The following is a 17,404-nucleotide window of genomic DNA, read 5'->3' as shown; positions in this document are numbered from 1 at the left end:
CAAAAATGAGAAGTTGTAGTAAAGGCAGGATGCGCCTCATACGCGAATCTGGCGTAGCCGCGCAAGTGACGATGGTCAGAAAGATCGGGGCTTTCGGCCCGCGCGCGTTTCGAGCCCGATGCGAAAGGCGGTTGCCGGCAGGCCGTTCATCTGCGGGCGGTAACATCGTCCGATGGCAGGCAGCGCCGCCGGCATGCAAGCGACGCCGCGCCCAACCAACTGGGAAACCGTTCGGGGCACGGCGGATGAACGCCGAAGGCACCGTCCGCGACCAACGAGGACACATGCCGCGGGCCGGTCCGCGCTGACGCGCGACCGTCCGCCGTGTCTTGTTCATGCAAGGCTACGCCGCTAAAGCCAGGCCGGCTGGCTGCAACGACGCTGTCATTCGGGCGACACCATCCGATGACGGACTTCACGACGAGGATGTGCTGCCGATGACATCAGCCGGAGGATTTGTGCGCGCGCGCCGGGCTGCCGCATCCGTTGGCATCGTCCTCGCGCTCGGCGCGACCTTCGCCGGACCACTCAGCACCGCCGCAGCGCAGGACACCCGCGCCAAACGCGCGCCGGCGCAAGGTGCAGGCAGCGCGCAGGCGATCACCGCGCAAATGAACAACGCCATCGCGCTGACGCGCGGCGGCAAGATCGACGCCGGCTATGCCCAGCTCAATGCCGCGCTCGACGCCGCGGACAGACTCGACGACGCCCAGTTCGTCATGGGGCAATATTACCAGGCGACCGCCACGCTGCGCGCGGTGAAGCGCGACGATCTCGCCGAGAAATTGTTCGCACGGGCGCTGCAGGGCAAGGCGGCGGCGCAATCGCCGCCCGGCAACGCCGACGTGCTGCTGTCATACGCCATCCTGATATCCGACCACGCCAGGATCGCCGAAGCGGTGCCGCTCTACATGAAGGCGATCACGGCCTACAACGCCTATTGGGGCGAAGGCTCCGAGGAATCGCTGATCGCCAACGACAAGCTCGCGGTCGCGCTGTCGGCCAACGGCTCGGCCGCGTCGGCGACCAATCTCGGCCGGCACAATCTCGAACTCTCCGAGAAGGCGCTGGGGCCCGACCACCGCACCACCTGGAAGCTCGCCAACAATTATGCCGACATGCTGCGCGAGATCGGGGCGCCGGCGAACGCGCTCGAGCTCGATCTGTTCGCGATCGAGAAGCGCGCCAAGCATTATGGCGAGAACCACCTCAACACGCTGGTCACGGTCAACAACGCCGGCCAGGATTTTCTCAATCTCGGCCGCTTCGACGATGCCCGCCGCTGTTTCCGCCGGCATCGCGCGATCGCGACCGTGCTCGCGCCGAACGATCCGAGTTTTGCGGGACAGGCTGATGCCTGGCTGTTCTACACCGACATGCTCGCCGCCGACGACGCTGCGACGGCGGCACCCGATCTGGAGCGGCTGGAGGCGATCGTTGCCAACGAGGAAAATTTTGCGGATTTCCTGCGCATCAAGGCAGCTGGGCTGGCCGCCGCCAAGCGCGAACAGCGCGGCGATCCAGATGCGGGCATGCGGCTGCGCGAGACCGCGCTTGCGATCTCGACGCGGGCCTTCACCGCGCAGCATCCGGTGAGCTTCGAGATCAAGCTCGGCATCGCGACAGCCCTGATCGCTGTTGATCCGAACCGCGCGCTGCAGGCCTTCACCGCGCTCGATCGCGAGATGTTCGACTGGATGAAGCGCGAGGTCGGCACATCCGGCGATCGCGCCGTCGCGGAGGCGATCCGCGCCCATGCCGATCACCTGCTGTTCGCGTTCGGCCGCTTCGCCACCGGCGCCGGTTCATCGGTCGCGCAGCCGGCGTTTGCGAGCGCCGTGCTGCGCTGGAAGTCGCTCGGCGGCGGCGACGCCACGGCGCTGCGCCGGCTCGAGACGGAGGTCGCGGGCAAGGACGAGGAGACCGCGGCGCTGGTGCGCACCGCACTGCGGCTCAATGGCGAGAGGCAGGAGCTGTTCTCGTCGGGCAATATCGACGACTGGGCCAGATCAGTCTGGCAGCGGCAGGACGCGGCCGAGACGGCGCTGAACCAGCGGCTCGATGCGATCGGTATGAGGCCGCCGCGCGACCCGCTCCGCCCCGCGCAGCTGCTCGCCGGCGATGAGGCCGTCGTCAACTATTTCATCACGCGGCAATGGAAGGCGGATCGCCAGTCGAAGCAGCCGCTGGCGGCGACGGTGCTGTACGCTATCGTCGAGACCGCGCAGAGCGCGCCGCGCGTGGTCGATCTCGGCGATCCCGGCCGCATGGTCGATACGGGGGTGCGGATCGAGATCGCGCGGCTGCGCGCGACACGCGCCACCGTGCCTGATCTCGATGCCAGGCCACTCGATGCCAAGCCCCTCGATGTCAGGGGCCGCTTCCAGAACGTGCGCGAGCGGCTGTTCGCGCCGCTGGAGCCGCTGCTGCTGGACAAGACCACGCTCTATGTCGTGCCGGACGGCTTCCTGTTCGCCGTGCCGTTCTCGCTGCTGCCTGATACCGACGGCGGCCTGCTGGAGGACCGCTACGCGATCCGGATGCTGACCAGCCCCGACGCGCTGATCGCAATCCATGCCCGCGAGAAGCTCGACACGCGAGGAGCGATGCTGCTCGCCGGCGGCATCGAATACGGCCAGCCGGGGCCGATGCCGCTGCCCGGCACCAAGACCGAGATCGAGGCGATCGCAAGGCTCGCCCGCGCGCGCGGCGCGCCGGTCGAGATGCTGAGCGGGCGCGGCGTCAGCGAAGGCACGCTGCGCGAGGCGATCGGCAAGGCCCGCATCGCGCATCTGGCGACGCACGGCTTCTATCACGACAGCACGGCAAGTGGCCTCGACACGCTGTGGCAGAGCGGCATCGTGCTGTCGGGCGCCGGCGACAGCCGCTTTCCGCTGCGCGACGACGGCGACGGCTATCTCTATGCCTTCGAATTGATGGACTGGGATCTGTCCGGGCTCGATCTTCTGGTGCTGTCGGCCTGCGAGACCGGCCGCGGCGACGAGAGCTTCGTCAGCGGGCTTCGTGGGCTGCCGACCGCGCTCGGCATCGCCGGCGCGCGCCGCGCGCTGCTCACATTGTGGCCGGTCGCCGACGAAGGCACCGCGAATTTCACCGTCCGCTTCTACGAGCACCTCGCTGATGGACTGACCTATTCGGATGCGCTGCGCCAGACCCGGCGCGACGCGCGCGACGGCAAGATCGCCGGTGCCCGGGATTCCAGCGTGTGGGCGGCATTCGTGCTGTTCGAGGGCTGAGGCGGGCGCCTGATCGCACGGCTGGCGCGCGGTCCAAAATGAGCTGTGGGTTGCGGTTTACATGTCGCAAGACCGTCACCGTGCAATGGTGCAAGGCAGATCGGCGCGGAAATCCGCGTGATTTGCTTTGACAGCGCTGCCGGTATCGGGGACAAGCCGCCATGCCGAAAAAACCCGGAACCAATCCCAAAGGCGAATTCGCCTTCTTCAACGTCTTCTATGAAGACGGCTCGCAGCGCTCCAACCGCCGCGTGCCATCGGAGCTGCTGGGCGGGCTCGACGGCGACGAGCCGGTCCGCGCCTTCCTGCGCGACCAGGACCGCGAGATCGCCGAAAAGGGCGGCCGCCCGCCGCTCGAAATCAAGACCATCGAGCGCGTCGGGGTGAAGAAGAAGTAGCGGCGCGGGCGCGGCGCATCGTCAGACAGACGCATTTGCCGAATTGCACGCTCGATTAGCATCGGAGCAAGCGGCACCCCCTCTCCCCGCCCCTCCCCCGCAAGGGGGGGGGGAGCCCTCCCGCCGGTGCCTCACTCACATTTGCGACCACCGTGCAGCACGCAGCAGCGTGCCGCACGCGTCGTGACGCGAAGTACAATAAGCCACGCGCGACGTGAGGTGAGCACGCTCTCCACGCTCCCTCCCCCCTTGCGGGGGAGGGTTGGGGAGAGGGGTGGCCGCGGGTGCTGGCGCGTGAAATTTCGCGAGATCTCTACAAACAAAAACGGCGGGCCAAGCCCGCCGTTCTTGTCTCGATGGATTGCCGGGTCAAGCCCGGCAATGACAGCATCAGTTATCCAGGAAGCTCCGCAGCTTGCGGCTCCTGGACGGGTGCTTCAGCTTGCGCAGCGCCTTGGCTTCGATCTGGCGGATGCGTTCGCGGGTGACCGAGAATTGCTGGCCGACTTCTTCCAGCGTGTGGTCGGTGTTCATGCCGATGCCGAAGCGCATACGCAACACGCGCTCCTCGCGCGGCGTGAGCGAGGCCAGCACGCGCGTCGTGGTCTCGCGCAGATTGGACTGGATCGCGGCGTCGATCGGCAGGATCGCGTTCTTGTCCTCGATGAAATCGCCGAGATGCGAATCCTCCTCGTCACCAACCGGGGTTTCGAGCGACAGCGGCTCCTTGGCGATCTTGAGGACCTTGCGGACCTTCTCCAGCGGCATGCCGAGCTTCTCGGCGAGCTCTTCCGGGGTCGGCTCGCGGCCGATCTCGTTCAGCATCTGGCGCGAGGTGCGGACGATCTTGTTGATCGTCTCGATCATGTGCACGGGGATGCGGATGGTGCGGGCCTGGTCGGCGATCGAGCGGGTGATCGCCTGCCGGATCCACCAGGTGGCGTAGGTCGAGAACTTGTAGCCGCGGCGATACTCGAACTTGTCGACCGCCTTCATCAGGCCGATATTGCCTTCCTGGATCAGGTCGAGGAACTGCAGGCCGCGGTTGGTGTACTTCTTGGCGATCGAGATCACGAGACGGAGGTTGGCTTCCACCATCTCCTTCTTGGCCTGACGAGCCTCGCGCTCGCCCTTCTGCACGCCGTGCACGATCTTGCGGAATTCGCCGATCTCGAGCCCGGTGAGCGCCGCCAGCGACTGGATCTCGTGGCGCAGGTCCTTGATGCGGTCCTTCTCGTGATGGACGAAGTTCTTCCAGCCCTTGGCCGACAGCTTCGAGACACGGTTGAGCCAGCGCGGATCGAGCTCCGAGCCCTGGTAGTTGCGCAGGAAATCTTCGCGCGCGACGCCGTGGCTGTCGCCGAGGCGCAGCAGGCGGCCCTCGAACGAGACCAGCTTTTTGTTGATGTCGTAGAGCTGCTCGACCAGCGAATCGATGCGGGCCTGGTTGAGGCGCAGCGACTTCACCTCGACGATGATCTCGTCCTTCAGCTTCTTGTACTTGCGCTCCTGCGAGGGCGACAGCGACTCGCTCTGCAGCTGGTTGGCGATGTCCTGCTCCTGCAGGCGGCGCAGCTTCTTGTACTCGGACGCGATCTTGTCGAAGGTCTCGACCACCTTCGGCTTCAGCTCGGCCTCGATGGCGGCGAGCGACATCTGGTTCTCGAACTCGTCGTCGTCCATGTCGGCTTCGGCCGCGGCCTCGCCGGGATCCTTCTCCTCGGTGGCGGCTTCGCCACCGGCGGGCGCAGCGCGGAACGGGGTCGGCGACGGCGGCGCGGCGGGCGGCGCGACCAAGGCGGGCGCGGCGGCCTGCGCATCGCCGCCATTGCCTTCAGCGGCGGCGCCCTCGGCGCCGTTGTTGCCGATCAGGTTCGGATTGATGCCGCCCTTCGACTCCGGCCCGGCATAGGTCGCTTCGAGATCGATGATGTCGCGGAGGAAGATCTTTCCTTCGTTGAGCTCGTCGCGCCAGATGATGATGGCCTGGAAGGTAAGCGGGCTTTCGCAGAGGCCCGCGATCATCGCCTCGCGGCCGGCCTCGATGCGTTTTGCAATTGCGATTTCGCCCTCGCGGGAGAGCAATTCCACCGTGCCCATCTCGCGCAGATACATCCGCACGGGATCGTCGGTGCGCTCGCCGGGCTCCGACTTCTTGACCTCGGTGACGGCCTTCTGCGTGACCTCGACAAGCTCGTTGTCGGTCTCGTCGTCGCCGTCGTCCTTCTCGTCCTCGCCCTCAGAGTCGTCAGCTTCAGTGACGTTGATGCCCATGTCGGAGAGCATCGACATGATGTCTTCGATCTGTTCGGGCGAGGTGGTGTCGGAGGGAAGCACTTCGTTGAGCTGATCGAAGGTCACGAAGCCGCGCTTCTTGGCCTGCTTGATCATCTTCTTCACCGCGGCATCCGACAGGTCGAGCAACGGCGACGGCGCGTCAGCGGAATCCTTCTCAGGAGCGTCCGCTGCCTTGTCGTCTTTTTCCTTGTCCTTAACCTGCAGCGTCTTTGCCTTGGTGGCCATTCACTAAGCTCCCGAAACGCGGTCGTGCAAAATGGTGCCACGCACGCATGTTTACACGCTATCTAGAATTACTCTCGACGCACAAAGGGCGGCGCAAGAAATCGCCACCCCTGTCATCCGTCTCGATGGTTTCCATCTGCAATAGCCGCGAGGCTATTAAGTTTCGCTTAACCCTGTTTTTGCAGCCAAACCATGGATTTGGCGAGTCTTTTTGCGGGTTCGGCCAGCGCCGTCCGCAGCATTTTTGTTATCAGACATTACGCTGGAACCGGCCCGATAATTCCCCGAATCCCTCAATCAGGGCTTCGGTCCCATCGGCTTCTGCCATCCGGGCCTGGATATCCTGCAACCATGCCAGATTGGCCTCGCTGGAGTCCTCAGCCAACGCCACTTCCGCATCTTTTCTCTCCCTAAGTAGGGCGTGGGTTTTCTGATGCAAGGCAACGAGTTGACGCCAGGTCGATAAAACATCCTCGCGCGCTGCGCCGATCTGCGCGCCCCACACCGCCTGGGTTGTGATTGATCGATCAACCCTTTGAAGAATCTGTAATAATCCGCCTGCTTCGAGGTCGGCCCGCATCTTTTCGGCCTGCTCCTCGACATCAGGGGAGTGGTGATGGTCGTGGGCAAAGGCCGCGATGATGGCCGCCCGCAGCTTGTGGACCTCGGGATGGGCGAGCTCGAGGGCGGCGACCTCCTCGAGATGGTCGTGCAGCAGCCAGGGGTGGTTGATCAGGGATTGCAGGATCAGCGCCTCGCGGCGGGAGATCGCGCTGCGCTGGCCGCGCATGATCGGGCTGTTGGCAAGCTGGGGGCTCGCCGCCTGATAGGGCCCCCGTGAAATCCCGGGGGTGACGCCGCCTTTGGCGCCAAACCGGCTGGCTTGGCCCCCTTGGGCCGGGCCGCGGGGGGCAAATTGGCGGGGTGATTCGCCGCCCCGGCCGCCGCCGAAATTGCCCCTGCCGTAGCCGCCGCGGCCATAACCGCCCCGGCCGCCCTCCGGGGCAAAATTGCGTTGCAGCCGCTCCTGCAGGTCCTGGCGATAATAGCGGCGCACCACCTCGTCGCGGATGCCGTTGGTCAATTCGCCGATCCGCGCCTCCAGTGCCGCGCGGCGCTCCGGCGTGTCGAAATTGCCGCCCTCGATCTCGCGCGACCAGATCATCTCGGCGAGCGGCCGCGCGGCTGATATCACGTCCTCGACCGCGCCACGGCCGCCGGAGCGGGCGAGATCGTCGGGGTCCTGGCCTTCCGGCAGCAGCGCAAAGCGGAGGCTTTTTCCCGGCTTGAGCTGCGGCAAAGCGATGTCCGCAGCACGATAAGCCGCCTTCTGCCCGGCGCGGTCGCCGTCGAAGCAGAGGATCGGCTCGTCGACCATCTTCCAGAGCAGGCCGAGCTGGTTCTCGGTCAGCGCGGTGCCGAGCGGCGCGACGGCGCCGGGAAAGCCCGACGTGACCATCGCGATGACGTCGACATAGCCCTCGACGACGATCAGCTGTGCGCCGTCATGCGCGGCCTGCCGCGCGGTGAACAGATTGTAGAGATTGTCGCCCTTGTGAAACAGCGTGGTTTCCGGCGAATTCAGGTATTTTGCCGGAACGTCCTTTTCCAGCGCGCGGCCGCCGAACGCGATGACGCGGCCGCGCGCATCCGTGATCGGGAACATGACGCGGTCGCGGAAGCGATCGAACGGCACCGGCTTGTCCTCGCCGGACACCAAGAGCCCGGCCTCCACCATGTCCTCGGTGGAGATGCCCTGCCCGCCGAGATGCTCCTTCAGCGCGAAGCGATCCGGCGGCGCATAGCCCATCCGGAACTGGAGCTGGGTTGCCGGCGAGATGCTGCGGTCGGCGAGGTAGCCGCGCGCCTTGGCGCCGTTGCGCGAGGCCAGCGTGTCGGCGAAGAATTTTGTCGCGAGTTCCATCACGTCGTGCAGGGTGCGGCGATGCTGCTCGTGCCGCGCTGCATCGGGCGTCACGGCCGGCAACGGAACGCCCGCCATCGCGGCGAGGCGTTCCACCGCCTCGGGGAAAGTCACGCCCTCGGTCTTCATCAGGAAGTCGAAGATGTTGCCATTCAGCCCGGACGAGAAGTCGAACCAGGCCTGCTTCTGGTCGTTGACGAAGAACGACGGCGTCTTCTCCTGCTGGAACGGCGACAGCCCCTTCCACTCCCGCCCGGCCTTCTTGAGCTTGACGCGCCTGCCCACGACTTCCGAGACCGGAAGCCGGGCGCGCAACTCATCGAGGAATTCGGGCGTGAAACGCATCAGTTTGATTCTGGGCTCGGGCGACGAATCGCGGACAACCGGTTAGCCATATAGCGGGATGGCCCGGCATGACGAACAATGTGGGGCTTTTCCGGGCTATTCACAGGCTGGTCTGTCGGGCCCGGTCGAGCGGGCTACCCCTGAATTCACGGTGGAGAGCCGTTTCAGCCAACTTGAACCTTCCCCGCTTCCGGGATTGGATAGCGCCATGTTCACGACGTTCAGAGGCGGACAGAGCGGCGGCTGGAAGGTCACTTCCATCACGCGGGTGAAGGGCGAGACCTTGCCGAAGGTCGAGGCGCTCTCGGTGATCTCGAGTGACGCGATCGCGCTGCCGCTGTTGCCGGCGCAGACCTCCTGGCGGCTGGCCGGCGTCGCGAGCCATTTGCGCTACACCGAGAAGGAGGAGCGCGAGAAGCTCGCCGCCGTGCAGGCCGCTCTCGGCCGCAGCGAGGCGACGCATGCGGCGCTAATCCCGATCAGGAAATCCGCTGCCTGGTGGGAGCTCACGCAGGAGGAGCGCCGCAAGATCTTCGAGGACAAGTCGCACCACATCGCAGACACCATGAAATTCCTGCCGGCGATCGCCCGCCAGCTGTTTCACGCCCGCGACCTCGGCATGCCCTTCGACTTCCTGACCTGGTTCGAATTCGCGCCCGAACATGTCAGCCTGTTCGACGAACTGGTCGGCGTGCTGCGCGCAACCGAGGAATGGACCTTCGTCGAGCGCGAGGTCGACATCCGCGTGGTGCGGGAAGTGTAACATCTCCCTCCGTCATTGCCGGGCTTGACCCGGCAATCCGTCAAACCAAGGACTCTCGCGAAGTGAGATGGATGCCCGGGTCAAGCCCGGGCATGACGACATATGCCGTTACACCTGCGCGCTAATGCTCGATAAACTTTCCTGACGCGATCCGCGGCAGCTCCGTGACCGGCCAGTTGTAGAAATAGGTCCACGCCTCGCTCGCGCTGCCGTCGGCGCGCGTGACCTTCAGCATCTCGCGGACATATTCGGTCGGCGGCGGAAATCCTTCGCCGCAGGCCTCGTACATGTCGAATTCACGCAGCATGGCCTCGCGCTCGCGCAAGCGGAACAATTCACCGTGCACGATGTCGGCCGGATCATCCGACGCCACCAGGCCCGGATAGTGCTTCACCAGATAGAGCCGGCCGCGGCACTGCGCCGGCCCGAGGAATTCGGCATTGCCTGCAAGCAGCTTCGCCATCGGATGGTCGAAGCCGCGCATCAGCGTGCCATAGACGAAGAGAAGATCGGAGATCATTGTTACCTGGTCATTCCGGGGCGATGCGCAGCATCGAACCCGGAATCTCGAGATTCCGGGTTCGCGTCTGCGACGCGCCCCGGAATGACAGAAAAATCCAGGGGACGCTAGGCCGCCGCAACCTCATCCGTCACCACGACGAACTTCGCCAGCGTCATGCGGCCAAAGCTCGTGGTGAGGGCTACGTCGGCGGCGTCGCGGCCGGTCGCCATCAGGATGCGGCCGATCCGCGGCGTGTTGTGGCGGGCATCGAAGGTGTACCACTGGCCGGACAGATAGACCTCGAACCAGCCGGAGAAATCCATCGGCGCGGGATCCGGCGGCACGCCGATGTCACCGAGATAGCCGGTGCAGTAACGCGCCGGAATGCCCATGCAGCGGCAGAAGGTGAGCGCCAGATGCGCAAAGTCGCGGCAGACGCCGGCGCGGCTTTCATAGACATCATGCGCCGACTTCATGTGATGGGCGTGCTCGTAGCCGAACGTCACGTGGCGATGCACGAAATCGGTGATCGCCTGCACCCGCGCCCAGCCGGGCTGTGTGTTGCCGAACAGCGACCAGGCGATGTCGGTCAGCTTGTCGGTCTCGCAATAGCGGCTCGGCATCAGATAGAGCAGCATATCGTCAGGCAGCTGCTCGATCGGGACCTGCTGCGCCGCCGGATTGACGACGTCAGGCAATCCGGAATCGCGCACCAGCGCGCTGCCACGGAAGGTGACGCCACCGGCTGGCGCGACGAGACGCCCACAGACATTGCCAAAGCCGTCGCGATACAGGCCGAACGGCACGTCTGGCTCGGTCACGATCTGCTCTGTGCCTACGATGTCCGCGTAGCGCGACGGATGGATCGACAGCATCATCACCATCGGCGTCGGCTGCGGAGCCGTGTAGGTGATCTCGAAGCCGACCCTGATCTGCATCGTCAGACTGCCTCCCGCTCCGTTACGCTCTCGCCGACCGACACGACCTTGATGTCGACGTCCATGCGCTGGAAGGCGTCAGGCGGGCCAAGATAGACCCCGTGCAGCGGGACCGCCTGGCGCGGATCGCGCGCCACAGCGACGCGGATCAGATCGCGCGTGCCGACGATGCCGTTGGTCGGATCGAACTCGATCCAGCCGGCGCTCGGCAGATAGACCTGCACCCAGGCATGGGTCGAGCCGCCGCCGACATAGCCATGCGCGCTGTCTGTGGGCATCGCGAGATAGCCGGAGACGAAGCGCGCGGCGAAGCCGAGCCGGCGCAGCGCCTCGATCATCAACAGCGCATAGTCGCGGCAGGTGCCGGACTTCGTCTGCAGCGTGTCGAGCGGATGCTGGGTGCCATGTTCGTGGCGCTTGCGATAGCTAAAGCTCTCGCGGATACCATGGGTCATGCCGCTCAGGATATTGAAAGTCGGCGTCGGAGCCTCGACATCCAGGAAGCGCCGCGCCCAGGCCGACAGTTCGCCGTTCGGGTCGCCATATTGCGGCGTGACGAACTGCTGCAGATCGGGGAATTCCTCATCGTCGTAGAGAAACGGATAGAAGTAGGCGGCGTCGTCAGGCGTCAGCGCGAATGTGTCGGCCGGATTGTGCTCCACCGTCGCGGTCGAGACGAATGTCAGTGTGTCGGCGCGCTCGTCGAAGCCGGCGATCGCCGTACTGTTGCCGAACACGTCGTGAATCCAGCGCAGCGACATCGGCTGCGGATCGATCACAAGCGCACTGTCGAGCACGCGCAGATCGTGGCCGTCGCGGGGACGCAGCATGATGCGGTGTTCGCCGAACGCCACCGGGCGCGCGTAGCGATAAACGGTCTTGTGATGAATAGTCAGCAGCGGCATCTTCAAACAATCATCGTGATTTCGGACCGCTTAATCTATAGAGAATGCTGCTCGATTCCAGACCAGCATGCCCCTTGAATAGGCAAAGTTGAGGAAAAGGCCCTTGAATTGCGGCGGTGATCCATCGTTCCTGCTCGCAAGCACCGACGTTTCACCGGTTCTTGAACATAATGCCTCCGGCCGCTCGCCGTTCCTGTTCACCTGCGATCATTACGGCAGGCTGATTCCCTCTCCGCTCGGCGACCTCGGCCTGCCCGCAAGCGAGCTCGCGCGGCACATCGCCTGGGACATCGGTATCGCCGGCGTCGCCGAACAGCTCTCCGACCGGCTCAATGCGCATTTGATCGCGCAGCGCTATTCGCGGCTCGTGATCGACTGCAACCGTCCGCCGCATGTCGCAAGCGCGATCCCGCTGATCAGCGAGGCCACCACCGTGCCGGGCAACGAGGGCCTGTCGCGCGAGGCCGCCGAGATGCGCCGCGCGCAGATCTTCGATCCCTATCACCGGCGCATCGACGAGATCATCGACGCGCGTGCGCGTCAGGGCATGCCGACAGTGCTGGTGTCGCTGCACAGCTTCACGCCGGTTTATGCCGGCATCGCCCGTCCCTGGCACATCGGCACGCTCTACCACCGCGACACGGTGCTGCCGCCGCTTCTGTTGAAGCAGCTGCGCAACGAGGGCGATCTCGTGGTCGGCGACAATGAGCCCTATGCGGTCAGCGACGAGACCGATTACACGATCCCGGCGCATGGCGAGAAGCGCGGCCTGATGAATTCCGGCATCGAGATCCGCCAGGACCTGATCTGCGACCAGGCCGGCGAGACCGCATGGGCCGAGCGGCTGGCGCGCGTGCTCGGCGAGATCGAGACGGCGCTGCGCGCGGAAGCGCTGATCTAGGACGTCGTCTCACGAGCGCATGATTTAGTATCCGGTTCGGAAGCTTGAATCACGGGCGTCCGGTTAAATACAACACCCCGGACCTTCGCAGGATGACTGTTGCTTTCGAGGCGAGGCCGGTATGGTTCGACTGCCCATCAGGCCGGACAATTTGAGCATGCCTCACAAGCCGTCACACGTCAGCCTCCACTGGGCCTGGTTGATCGTTCTTATCGTGCTGCTGGATCAAGGCACGAAGCAGCTTGTTGTCAGTTTGCTGCAACCCGACCGCTCGATGGTCATATTGCCGTCGGTCGAGTTCGTGTTGTCTTACAACAAGGGCATCTCGTTCAGCTTCCTCCAGTTTGTGGACGATGCACAGCGCTGGCCGCTGGTCGGCCTGTCTGTTCTAGCCTCTGGGCTGCTCGGTTGGTGGCTCGCTCGCGTACCTTCTGGCAAGCCAGTCTTGGCAATTGGCCTCACTCTGATCATTGGCGGGGCGCTCAGCAATATGTTGGATCGCGCCCGAATCGGTTCGGTGATCGACTTCGTTCACGTTTCTTACAAGGATTGGTCGTTCGCCATATTCAACCTCGCTGATGCGGCCATAACGAGCGGCGCCATCGCTGCCTTAGTATCCCCATATCTGGAGACGCCTGACGTTTACGCGGACAGGGAGCGCGATCCCGCTAACTGATCTTTTGACTACGTACTTGGCTGCCGCGGATGAAGCCGCCGCTTTTTCGGTGAGCGTCGGTCCGACGCTGTCTTGCGCTTCTTGGCCGAGGTCGGCGCGACCCTGGATTTACGGACCGCCTCGATCGCGGCGGCCGTACCGACGCAACCGTGGCAGATGATCTGTGGCGCTTTCACCGGCGCGACGCCGCATGCCAGGCACTTGCGCGGTGGCGACTGCTTTTTCGATTTCTTACGCATCTCGGCGGTTGAGAACACCACAGAGATGCGCATATTCCGATTGAACTTGGCCGCCCATCGCTTCGAGCAGCGATCAGGCTGGGCCCGATCAATTCGGCCGGCGCCGCCAGATGAACGCCAGGTAGAGCAGCACTGGCAGGCCGAGCGCCGCCCATGAGACGGCATCCCACCAGCCGTCACCGACAAGTGCGCTGATCAATCCCGCCGTGCTCACGATCGCGATGACGAGCGGCGCGGCGAAGATCTGGGTCACGGAGCGATGCGAGACCATGCTGATCACGACGAGAGCGCAGGGGTGTCGATGGAGGCGGCGTTGGCGATGGCGCGTTCCTGGCTCACGCACGCCTTGCGGCGGCGCCACCACAGATACACGCCGGTCACGAGGATGAAGATGGTGAGGATATCGAGCAGCGCCCAAACGATCTTGAGCGGCATGCCGCCATAGTCGCCGAAATGCAGCGGCTGCGAGACGAACAACGTCGTCACGTACCAGGGCATGTCGCGGCTGTCGGTCAGCTTGCCGGTTTCCGCATCGATCAGCGCCGGCTTCAGCAGTCGCGAGGTCAGCGGCGTATCGCCGCGCAGGAAGACCGCATAATGGCTCTTGCTGCTGAAGGTCGTGCCTGGGAACGCGACGAAGCTCGGCGTCATTCCGGGCACCGCATGCTTGGCCACCTCAACCGCAGCATTCAGCGAGGTCAGCCTCATAGGCACCGGCCGGTCGCGATACTGCGCAGTCATTTCCGCGAGCTGGCCGAATTGCCACATCTTCACGACGAGATCGGCCCAGGTGTTGATGACCCCGGTGAAACCGACGACCAGCGTCCAGGCGACCAGCAGGATGCCGGCGAGATTGTGGACATCGAGCCAGCGCACGACGCGGGTCCGCTGCGCACGATAGGCGCCGAAACGCAGCTTCCGCATCGACGGCGCATAGACCACGATGCCGGAAACGATCGCAACACAGAACAGGATCCCCATCAGTCCGAGGAAGAGCTTGCCGGGCAGGCCCGCGAACATGTCGGTGTGCAGCTTCAGCATGATGTAGGTGAAGCGGCCGGTGACATCGGGGGCATCGAGATAGGCGCCGCTATGCGTATCCATCCGGACCAAGAGGTTGTTGGTCGGATCGGCATCGATCGTCGGACCGACGCTGACCCACATCGCGCCGGGTTCGTCGCGATCCCAGATCAGGAAGTGAGGCACCTTGCCCGGCGCCCGCACCAGCGCGTTGCCAAGCAGATGATCGAGATTGGCCGGCGGCGTGCCCGCCGGCACCTCGGCCGGCTTGACCTGATTGTGCAGGAGATCATCGATCTCTTCGTGGAAGATCAGCGGCAGGCCGGTGATGCACAACAGCAGCATGAACAAGGTGCAGATCAGGCTGGTCCATTTGTGGACGGCGCCCCATCGCCGCAGGGAAGTGGTGGTCGCAGTCAATTTCCGTCGCCTAATTCTAGGTACGCTTTTCCTCGCCGTCACTACCACGACGAAGGATGCGTACAGCCGCTCGGGAATTAGAACTCGTCCAGTGTTGGACTTATCGTTGATCCGTGTTGCGAGCTCGCAACGCGTACGCAGTAAAACCGCGACAATGCGCCTCGGATTTTTTCGACCGCTTCTAAGGATCGTTCTAAATCGCGGCCCGCTTCCCACAGCGCCATCACCTCGTGGCGCGTGATGTCGCGGGTGATGAACACGATGCGCGAGCGGCGATCGGCATCGGGCCATTTGGCGAGCGCGACCGGCGGGTGGAAGATATGGTGCACGCCGTGGATCGCGACCGGCGTCGTCTCGCCGTGCAGGTTGAGGATGCCCTTGACCCGCAACAGATCCTCGCCGCGCGCGTTGCGCAGATAGGCGAGCCACTGTGAAACCGCCATCCAGTCGAGCGGCTCATCGAACGCGAGCACAAAGCTCGTGATCGCGGCATCGTGGCTGTGATGGCCGTCGTGATCGTGATGGTCACGTGCGGCGTGCCCATGCCCTTCCCCGCAGGACCCCGCGAACGCCTGCTCGTTCAGCCAGCGTGCGACGTCAGCCGTCTTCTTTTCGGGATCGACCAGGGCGGCACCGAACAGCCTGGCGGGATCGATCTCGCCATGCGCCACGCGCTCGATCCGCGCCGCCGGATTGAGGCGGTGAAGCCGCGCCTCCAATGCGTCAATGTCATTGACCAAATCAGATTTGGTGATCAGCAGACGGTCGGCCAGCGCCACCTGTTTCACTGCTTCATATTGCCGATCGAGCTGGCGATCGGCGTTGGCGGCATCGACCGTCGTCACGACCGCATCGAGCCGCAGGAAATGCGACACCAGCGGATTGTTGAGCAGGAGCTGCACGATCGGCGCGGGATCGGCCAGCCCCGTGGTCTCGACCAGAATCCGCCCGAACGGCGGCACCTCGCCTCGATCGCGCCGCACCAGCAGCGCGCGCAGCGTCTCCTCGAGATCGCTGCGGATTGTGCAGCAAATACAACCGCTCGCGAGCACCGCAACCTCGCCATCGACACGCTCGACAAGCAGATGATCGAGCGCGACCTCGCCATATTCGTTGATCACGACGGCGCTGTCGCTCATCGCCTCGTGACGCAACAGATGATTGAGCAGGGTCGTCTTGCCGCTGCCGAGAAAGCCGGTGATGACCGACACCGGCAGCCGATCGGCGGACTTGTCGTTCTCGAACAGGCTCATGGACGCGCGTCCCACCGTCATCGTTTTGTCGCTGGACAACAGCCTAACCGAGGAGGAGCATGCCGAAAACAAATTTCAAGCCCGAAACCGCGGGCGCAACCTGGGAGGGAAAGCATGGACGACGACGTCAGGAGCGACGAACCGAACAACGGGCCGGTCACGACCGATCGGCGGACCCTGCTGCGCACGGCGGGCCTTGCCGGCGCAGCGGGCGCGACGCTTGCCGGCGCGATGCACGGCAAGTTTTCGCTTGCACCGATCACCGCAGCCCAGGCGCAAACCCCGACCGCGATGCCGAAGGGCACCGACAAGCCGTGGTGGCCCTCGAAATGGGGCGCGGACGACGAGGCCGGCGCATCGAACCACATCACGCCGGAGAAGGTGCTCGACACGGCGAAATGGATCAAGGACGGCAAGATCTACAAGATCGGCCGCGTCTACGAGGGCGGCATGCCGCTGTTCGGGCCGCGTGCGTTCACGCTGCGTATCCCGGGCGGCCCGACCGGCGGCCCGTTCGGCGACAACAAGCTGGTCTATCACGACGAATTCCTCGCCAGCGAGATCGGCCAGACCGGCACGCAGTTCGACGGTCTCGGCCACATCGGCATCCAGCTCGGCAAGGATGGCGACAAGAGCGAGATGCGATTCTACAACGGCCACACCGCGCTGGAGATCAGCGACGCCTACGGCCTCAAGAAGCTCGGCGTCGAGAAGCTCAAGCCGCTGTTCACCCGCGCGCATCTCGTCGACATGGTCGCACTCAAGGGCGGGATGATGGACGCCGGCCAGGAGATCACCACAGCCGACATCAAGGCGGCGCTGCAGAAGCAGAACATCAATGAGAGCGACATCAAGCCCGGCGACGCGATCATGTTCCACACCGGCTGGGGCTCACTGTGGATGAAGAACAATGACCGCTTCAACAGCGGCGAGCCGGGCATCGGTCTCGACGCCGCGAAATGGGTGGTCGAGAAGGACCTCTCGGTCACCGGCGCCGACACTTGGGCGGTCGAGGTCGTGCCCAATCCCGACAAATCGCTTGCCTTCGCGGTGCACGCCGAGCTGCAGACCAAGCACGGCATCCATAACCACGAGAACCTGATCTTCGACGAGCTGATTGCCGACAAGAAATACCAGTTCGTCTATTGCTTCGCGCCGGCGCCGATCAAGGGCGCGACGGGAAGCAATGGCTGCCCGATCGCGATCACCTGAACGGCCTGCCGTGGGACGCGTGGGCGGACAAACCGCCCACGCGGATTTCCGACCGCGCTACCGCACCGCGATCGCAGCACCGGCGAGTGCCGCGGGAAGCGAGCAGGTCCAATCTCCGGCCAGCGAGA

General features: G+C 64.5%; 14 protein-coding genes. 6 read left to right on the top strand and 8 right to left on the bottom strand.

What is annotated here, in order from left to right; translation table 11 throughout:
* Positions 1–437 precede the first annotated feature (437 nt).
* Together K359_RS0126580 and K359_RS0126575 are read left to right on the top strand one after the other, a co-directional pair.
* A complete protein-coding gene (locus tag K359_RS0126580) occupies positions 438–3,257 on the top strand; it encodes a CHAT domain-containing tetratricopeptide repeat protein (RefSeq protein WP_198031185.1) in 2,820 nt (939 codons plus the stop codon).
* Between the two features lie 161 nt (positions 3,258–3,418).
* Positions 3,419–3,655 carry a hypothetical protein gene (locus K359_RS0126575; protein ID WP_029082033.1) on the top strand — a complete coding sequence of 79 codons (237 nt, stop codon included), beginning with the start codon at positions 3,419–3,421 and terminating at the stop codon, positions 3,653–3,655.
* A gap of 390 nt (positions 3,656–4,045) precedes the next feature.
* Here the strand turns inward: K359_RS0126575 and rpoD are convergent, their stop codons facing one another.
* Together rpoD and dnaG are read right to left on the bottom strand one after the other, a co-directional pair.
* Positions 4,046–6,178: an RNA polymerase sigma factor RpoD gene (gene rpoD, locus K359_RS0126570; RefSeq protein ID WP_029082032.1), complete on the bottom strand. Its 2,133-nt coding sequence runs from the start codon at positions 6,176–6,178 to the stop codon at positions 4,046–4,048.
* A gap of 250 nt (positions 6,179–6,428) precedes the next feature.
* Positions 6,429–8,447 (bottom strand): DNA primase, encoded by a 2,019-nt coding sequence (gene dnaG / locus K359_RS0126565; RefSeq protein ID WP_029082031.1) that lies wholly within the window; start codon positions 8,445–8,447, stop codon positions 6,429–6,431.
* 208 nt (positions 8,448–8,655) lie between these two features.
* On the opposite strand from dnaG, the gene K359_RS0126560 reads away from it, so the two are divergent.
* Positions 8,656–9,210 (top strand): chlorite dismutase family protein, encoded by a 555-nt coding sequence (locus tag K359_RS0126560; protein WP_029082030.1) that lies wholly within the window; start codon positions 8,656–8,658, stop codon positions 9,208–9,210.
* Positions 9,211–9,331: 121 nt separating this feature from the next.
* On the opposite strand, the gene K359_RS0126555 is transcribed toward K359_RS0126560, so the two are convergent.
* From K359_RS0126555 to K359_RS0126545, 3 genes are all read right to left on the bottom strand, one after another.
* A complete protein-coding gene (locus K359_RS0126555) occupies positions 9,332–9,730 on the bottom strand; it encodes a gamma-glutamylcyclotransferase (RefSeq protein WP_029082029.1) in 399 nt (132 codons plus the stop codon).
* 107 nt (positions 9,731–9,837) lie between these two features.
* Entirely contained in the window at positions 9,838–10,650 is an 813-nt protein-coding gene (locus tag K359_RS0126550; RefSeq protein WP_029082028.1) for a transglutaminase family protein, read from the bottom strand.
* Positions 10,651–10,652: 2 nt separating this feature from the next.
* A complete protein-coding gene (locus tag K359_RS0126545) occupies positions 10,653–11,555 on the bottom strand; it encodes a transglutaminase family protein (protein WP_035977179.1) in 903 nt (300 codons plus the stop codon).
* Positions 11,556–11,658: 103 nt separating this feature from the next.
* Here K359_RS0126545 and K359_RS0126540 point away from each other — a divergent pair, with 103 nt between their 5' ends.
* Entirely contained in the window at positions 11,659–12,456 is a 798-nt protein-coding gene (locus K359_RS0126540) for an N-formylglutamate amidohydrolase (protein WP_029082026.1), read from the top strand.
* Positions 12,457–12,613: 157 nt separating this feature from the next.
* The gene (lspA, locus tag K359_RS53110) at positions 12,614–13,132 is read left to right on the top strand and encodes a signal peptidase II (RefSeq protein WP_051346427.1); all 519 of its coding nucleotides are present in this window, start codon (positions 12,614–12,616) and stop codon (positions 13,130–13,132) included.
* Between the two features lie 327 nt (positions 13,133–13,459).
* On the opposite strand, the gene K359_RS0126525 is transcribed toward lspA, so the two are convergent.
* The 3 genes from K359_RS0126525 to K359_RS53105 form a co-directional block, all read right to left on the bottom strand.
* On the bottom strand, positions 13,460–13,642 hold the full coding sequence (locus K359_RS0126525; RefSeq protein ID WP_029082024.1) for a hypothetical protein: 183 nt from the start codon (positions 13,640–13,642) through the stop codon (positions 13,460–13,462).
* Between the two features lie 5 nt (positions 13,643–13,647).
* Positions 13,648–14,811: a PepSY-associated TM helix domain-containing protein gene (locus tag K359_RS0126520; RefSeq protein ID WP_035977153.1), complete on the bottom strand. Its 1,164-nt coding sequence runs from the start codon at positions 14,809–14,811 to the stop codon at positions 13,648–13,650.
* Between the two features lie 77 nt (positions 14,812–14,888).
* Positions 14,889–16,064, bottom strand: a complete 1,176-nt coding sequence (locus K359_RS53105; RefSeq protein ID WP_084518522.1) for a GTP-binding protein — start codon at positions 16,062–16,064, stop codon at positions 14,889–14,891.
* A gap of 114 nt (positions 16,065–16,178) precedes the next feature.
* On the opposite strand from K359_RS53105, the gene K359_RS0126510 reads away from it, so the two are divergent.
* On the top strand, positions 16,179–17,276 hold the full coding sequence (locus K359_RS0126510; protein ID WP_029082022.1) for a cyclase family protein: 1,098 nt from the start codon (positions 16,179–16,181) through the stop codon (positions 17,274–17,276).
* The last annotated feature ends 128 nt before the right edge of the window (positions 17,277–17,404 follow it).

This window comes from Bradyrhizobium sp. th-b2, from assembly GCF_000426785.1.
Classification (GTDB): Bacteria; Pseudomonadota; Alphaproteobacteria; order Rhizobiales; family Xanthobacteraceae; genus Bradyrhizobium; species Bradyrhizobium septentrionale.
This window is presented reverse-complemented; position numbering and strand designations above follow the sequence as displayed.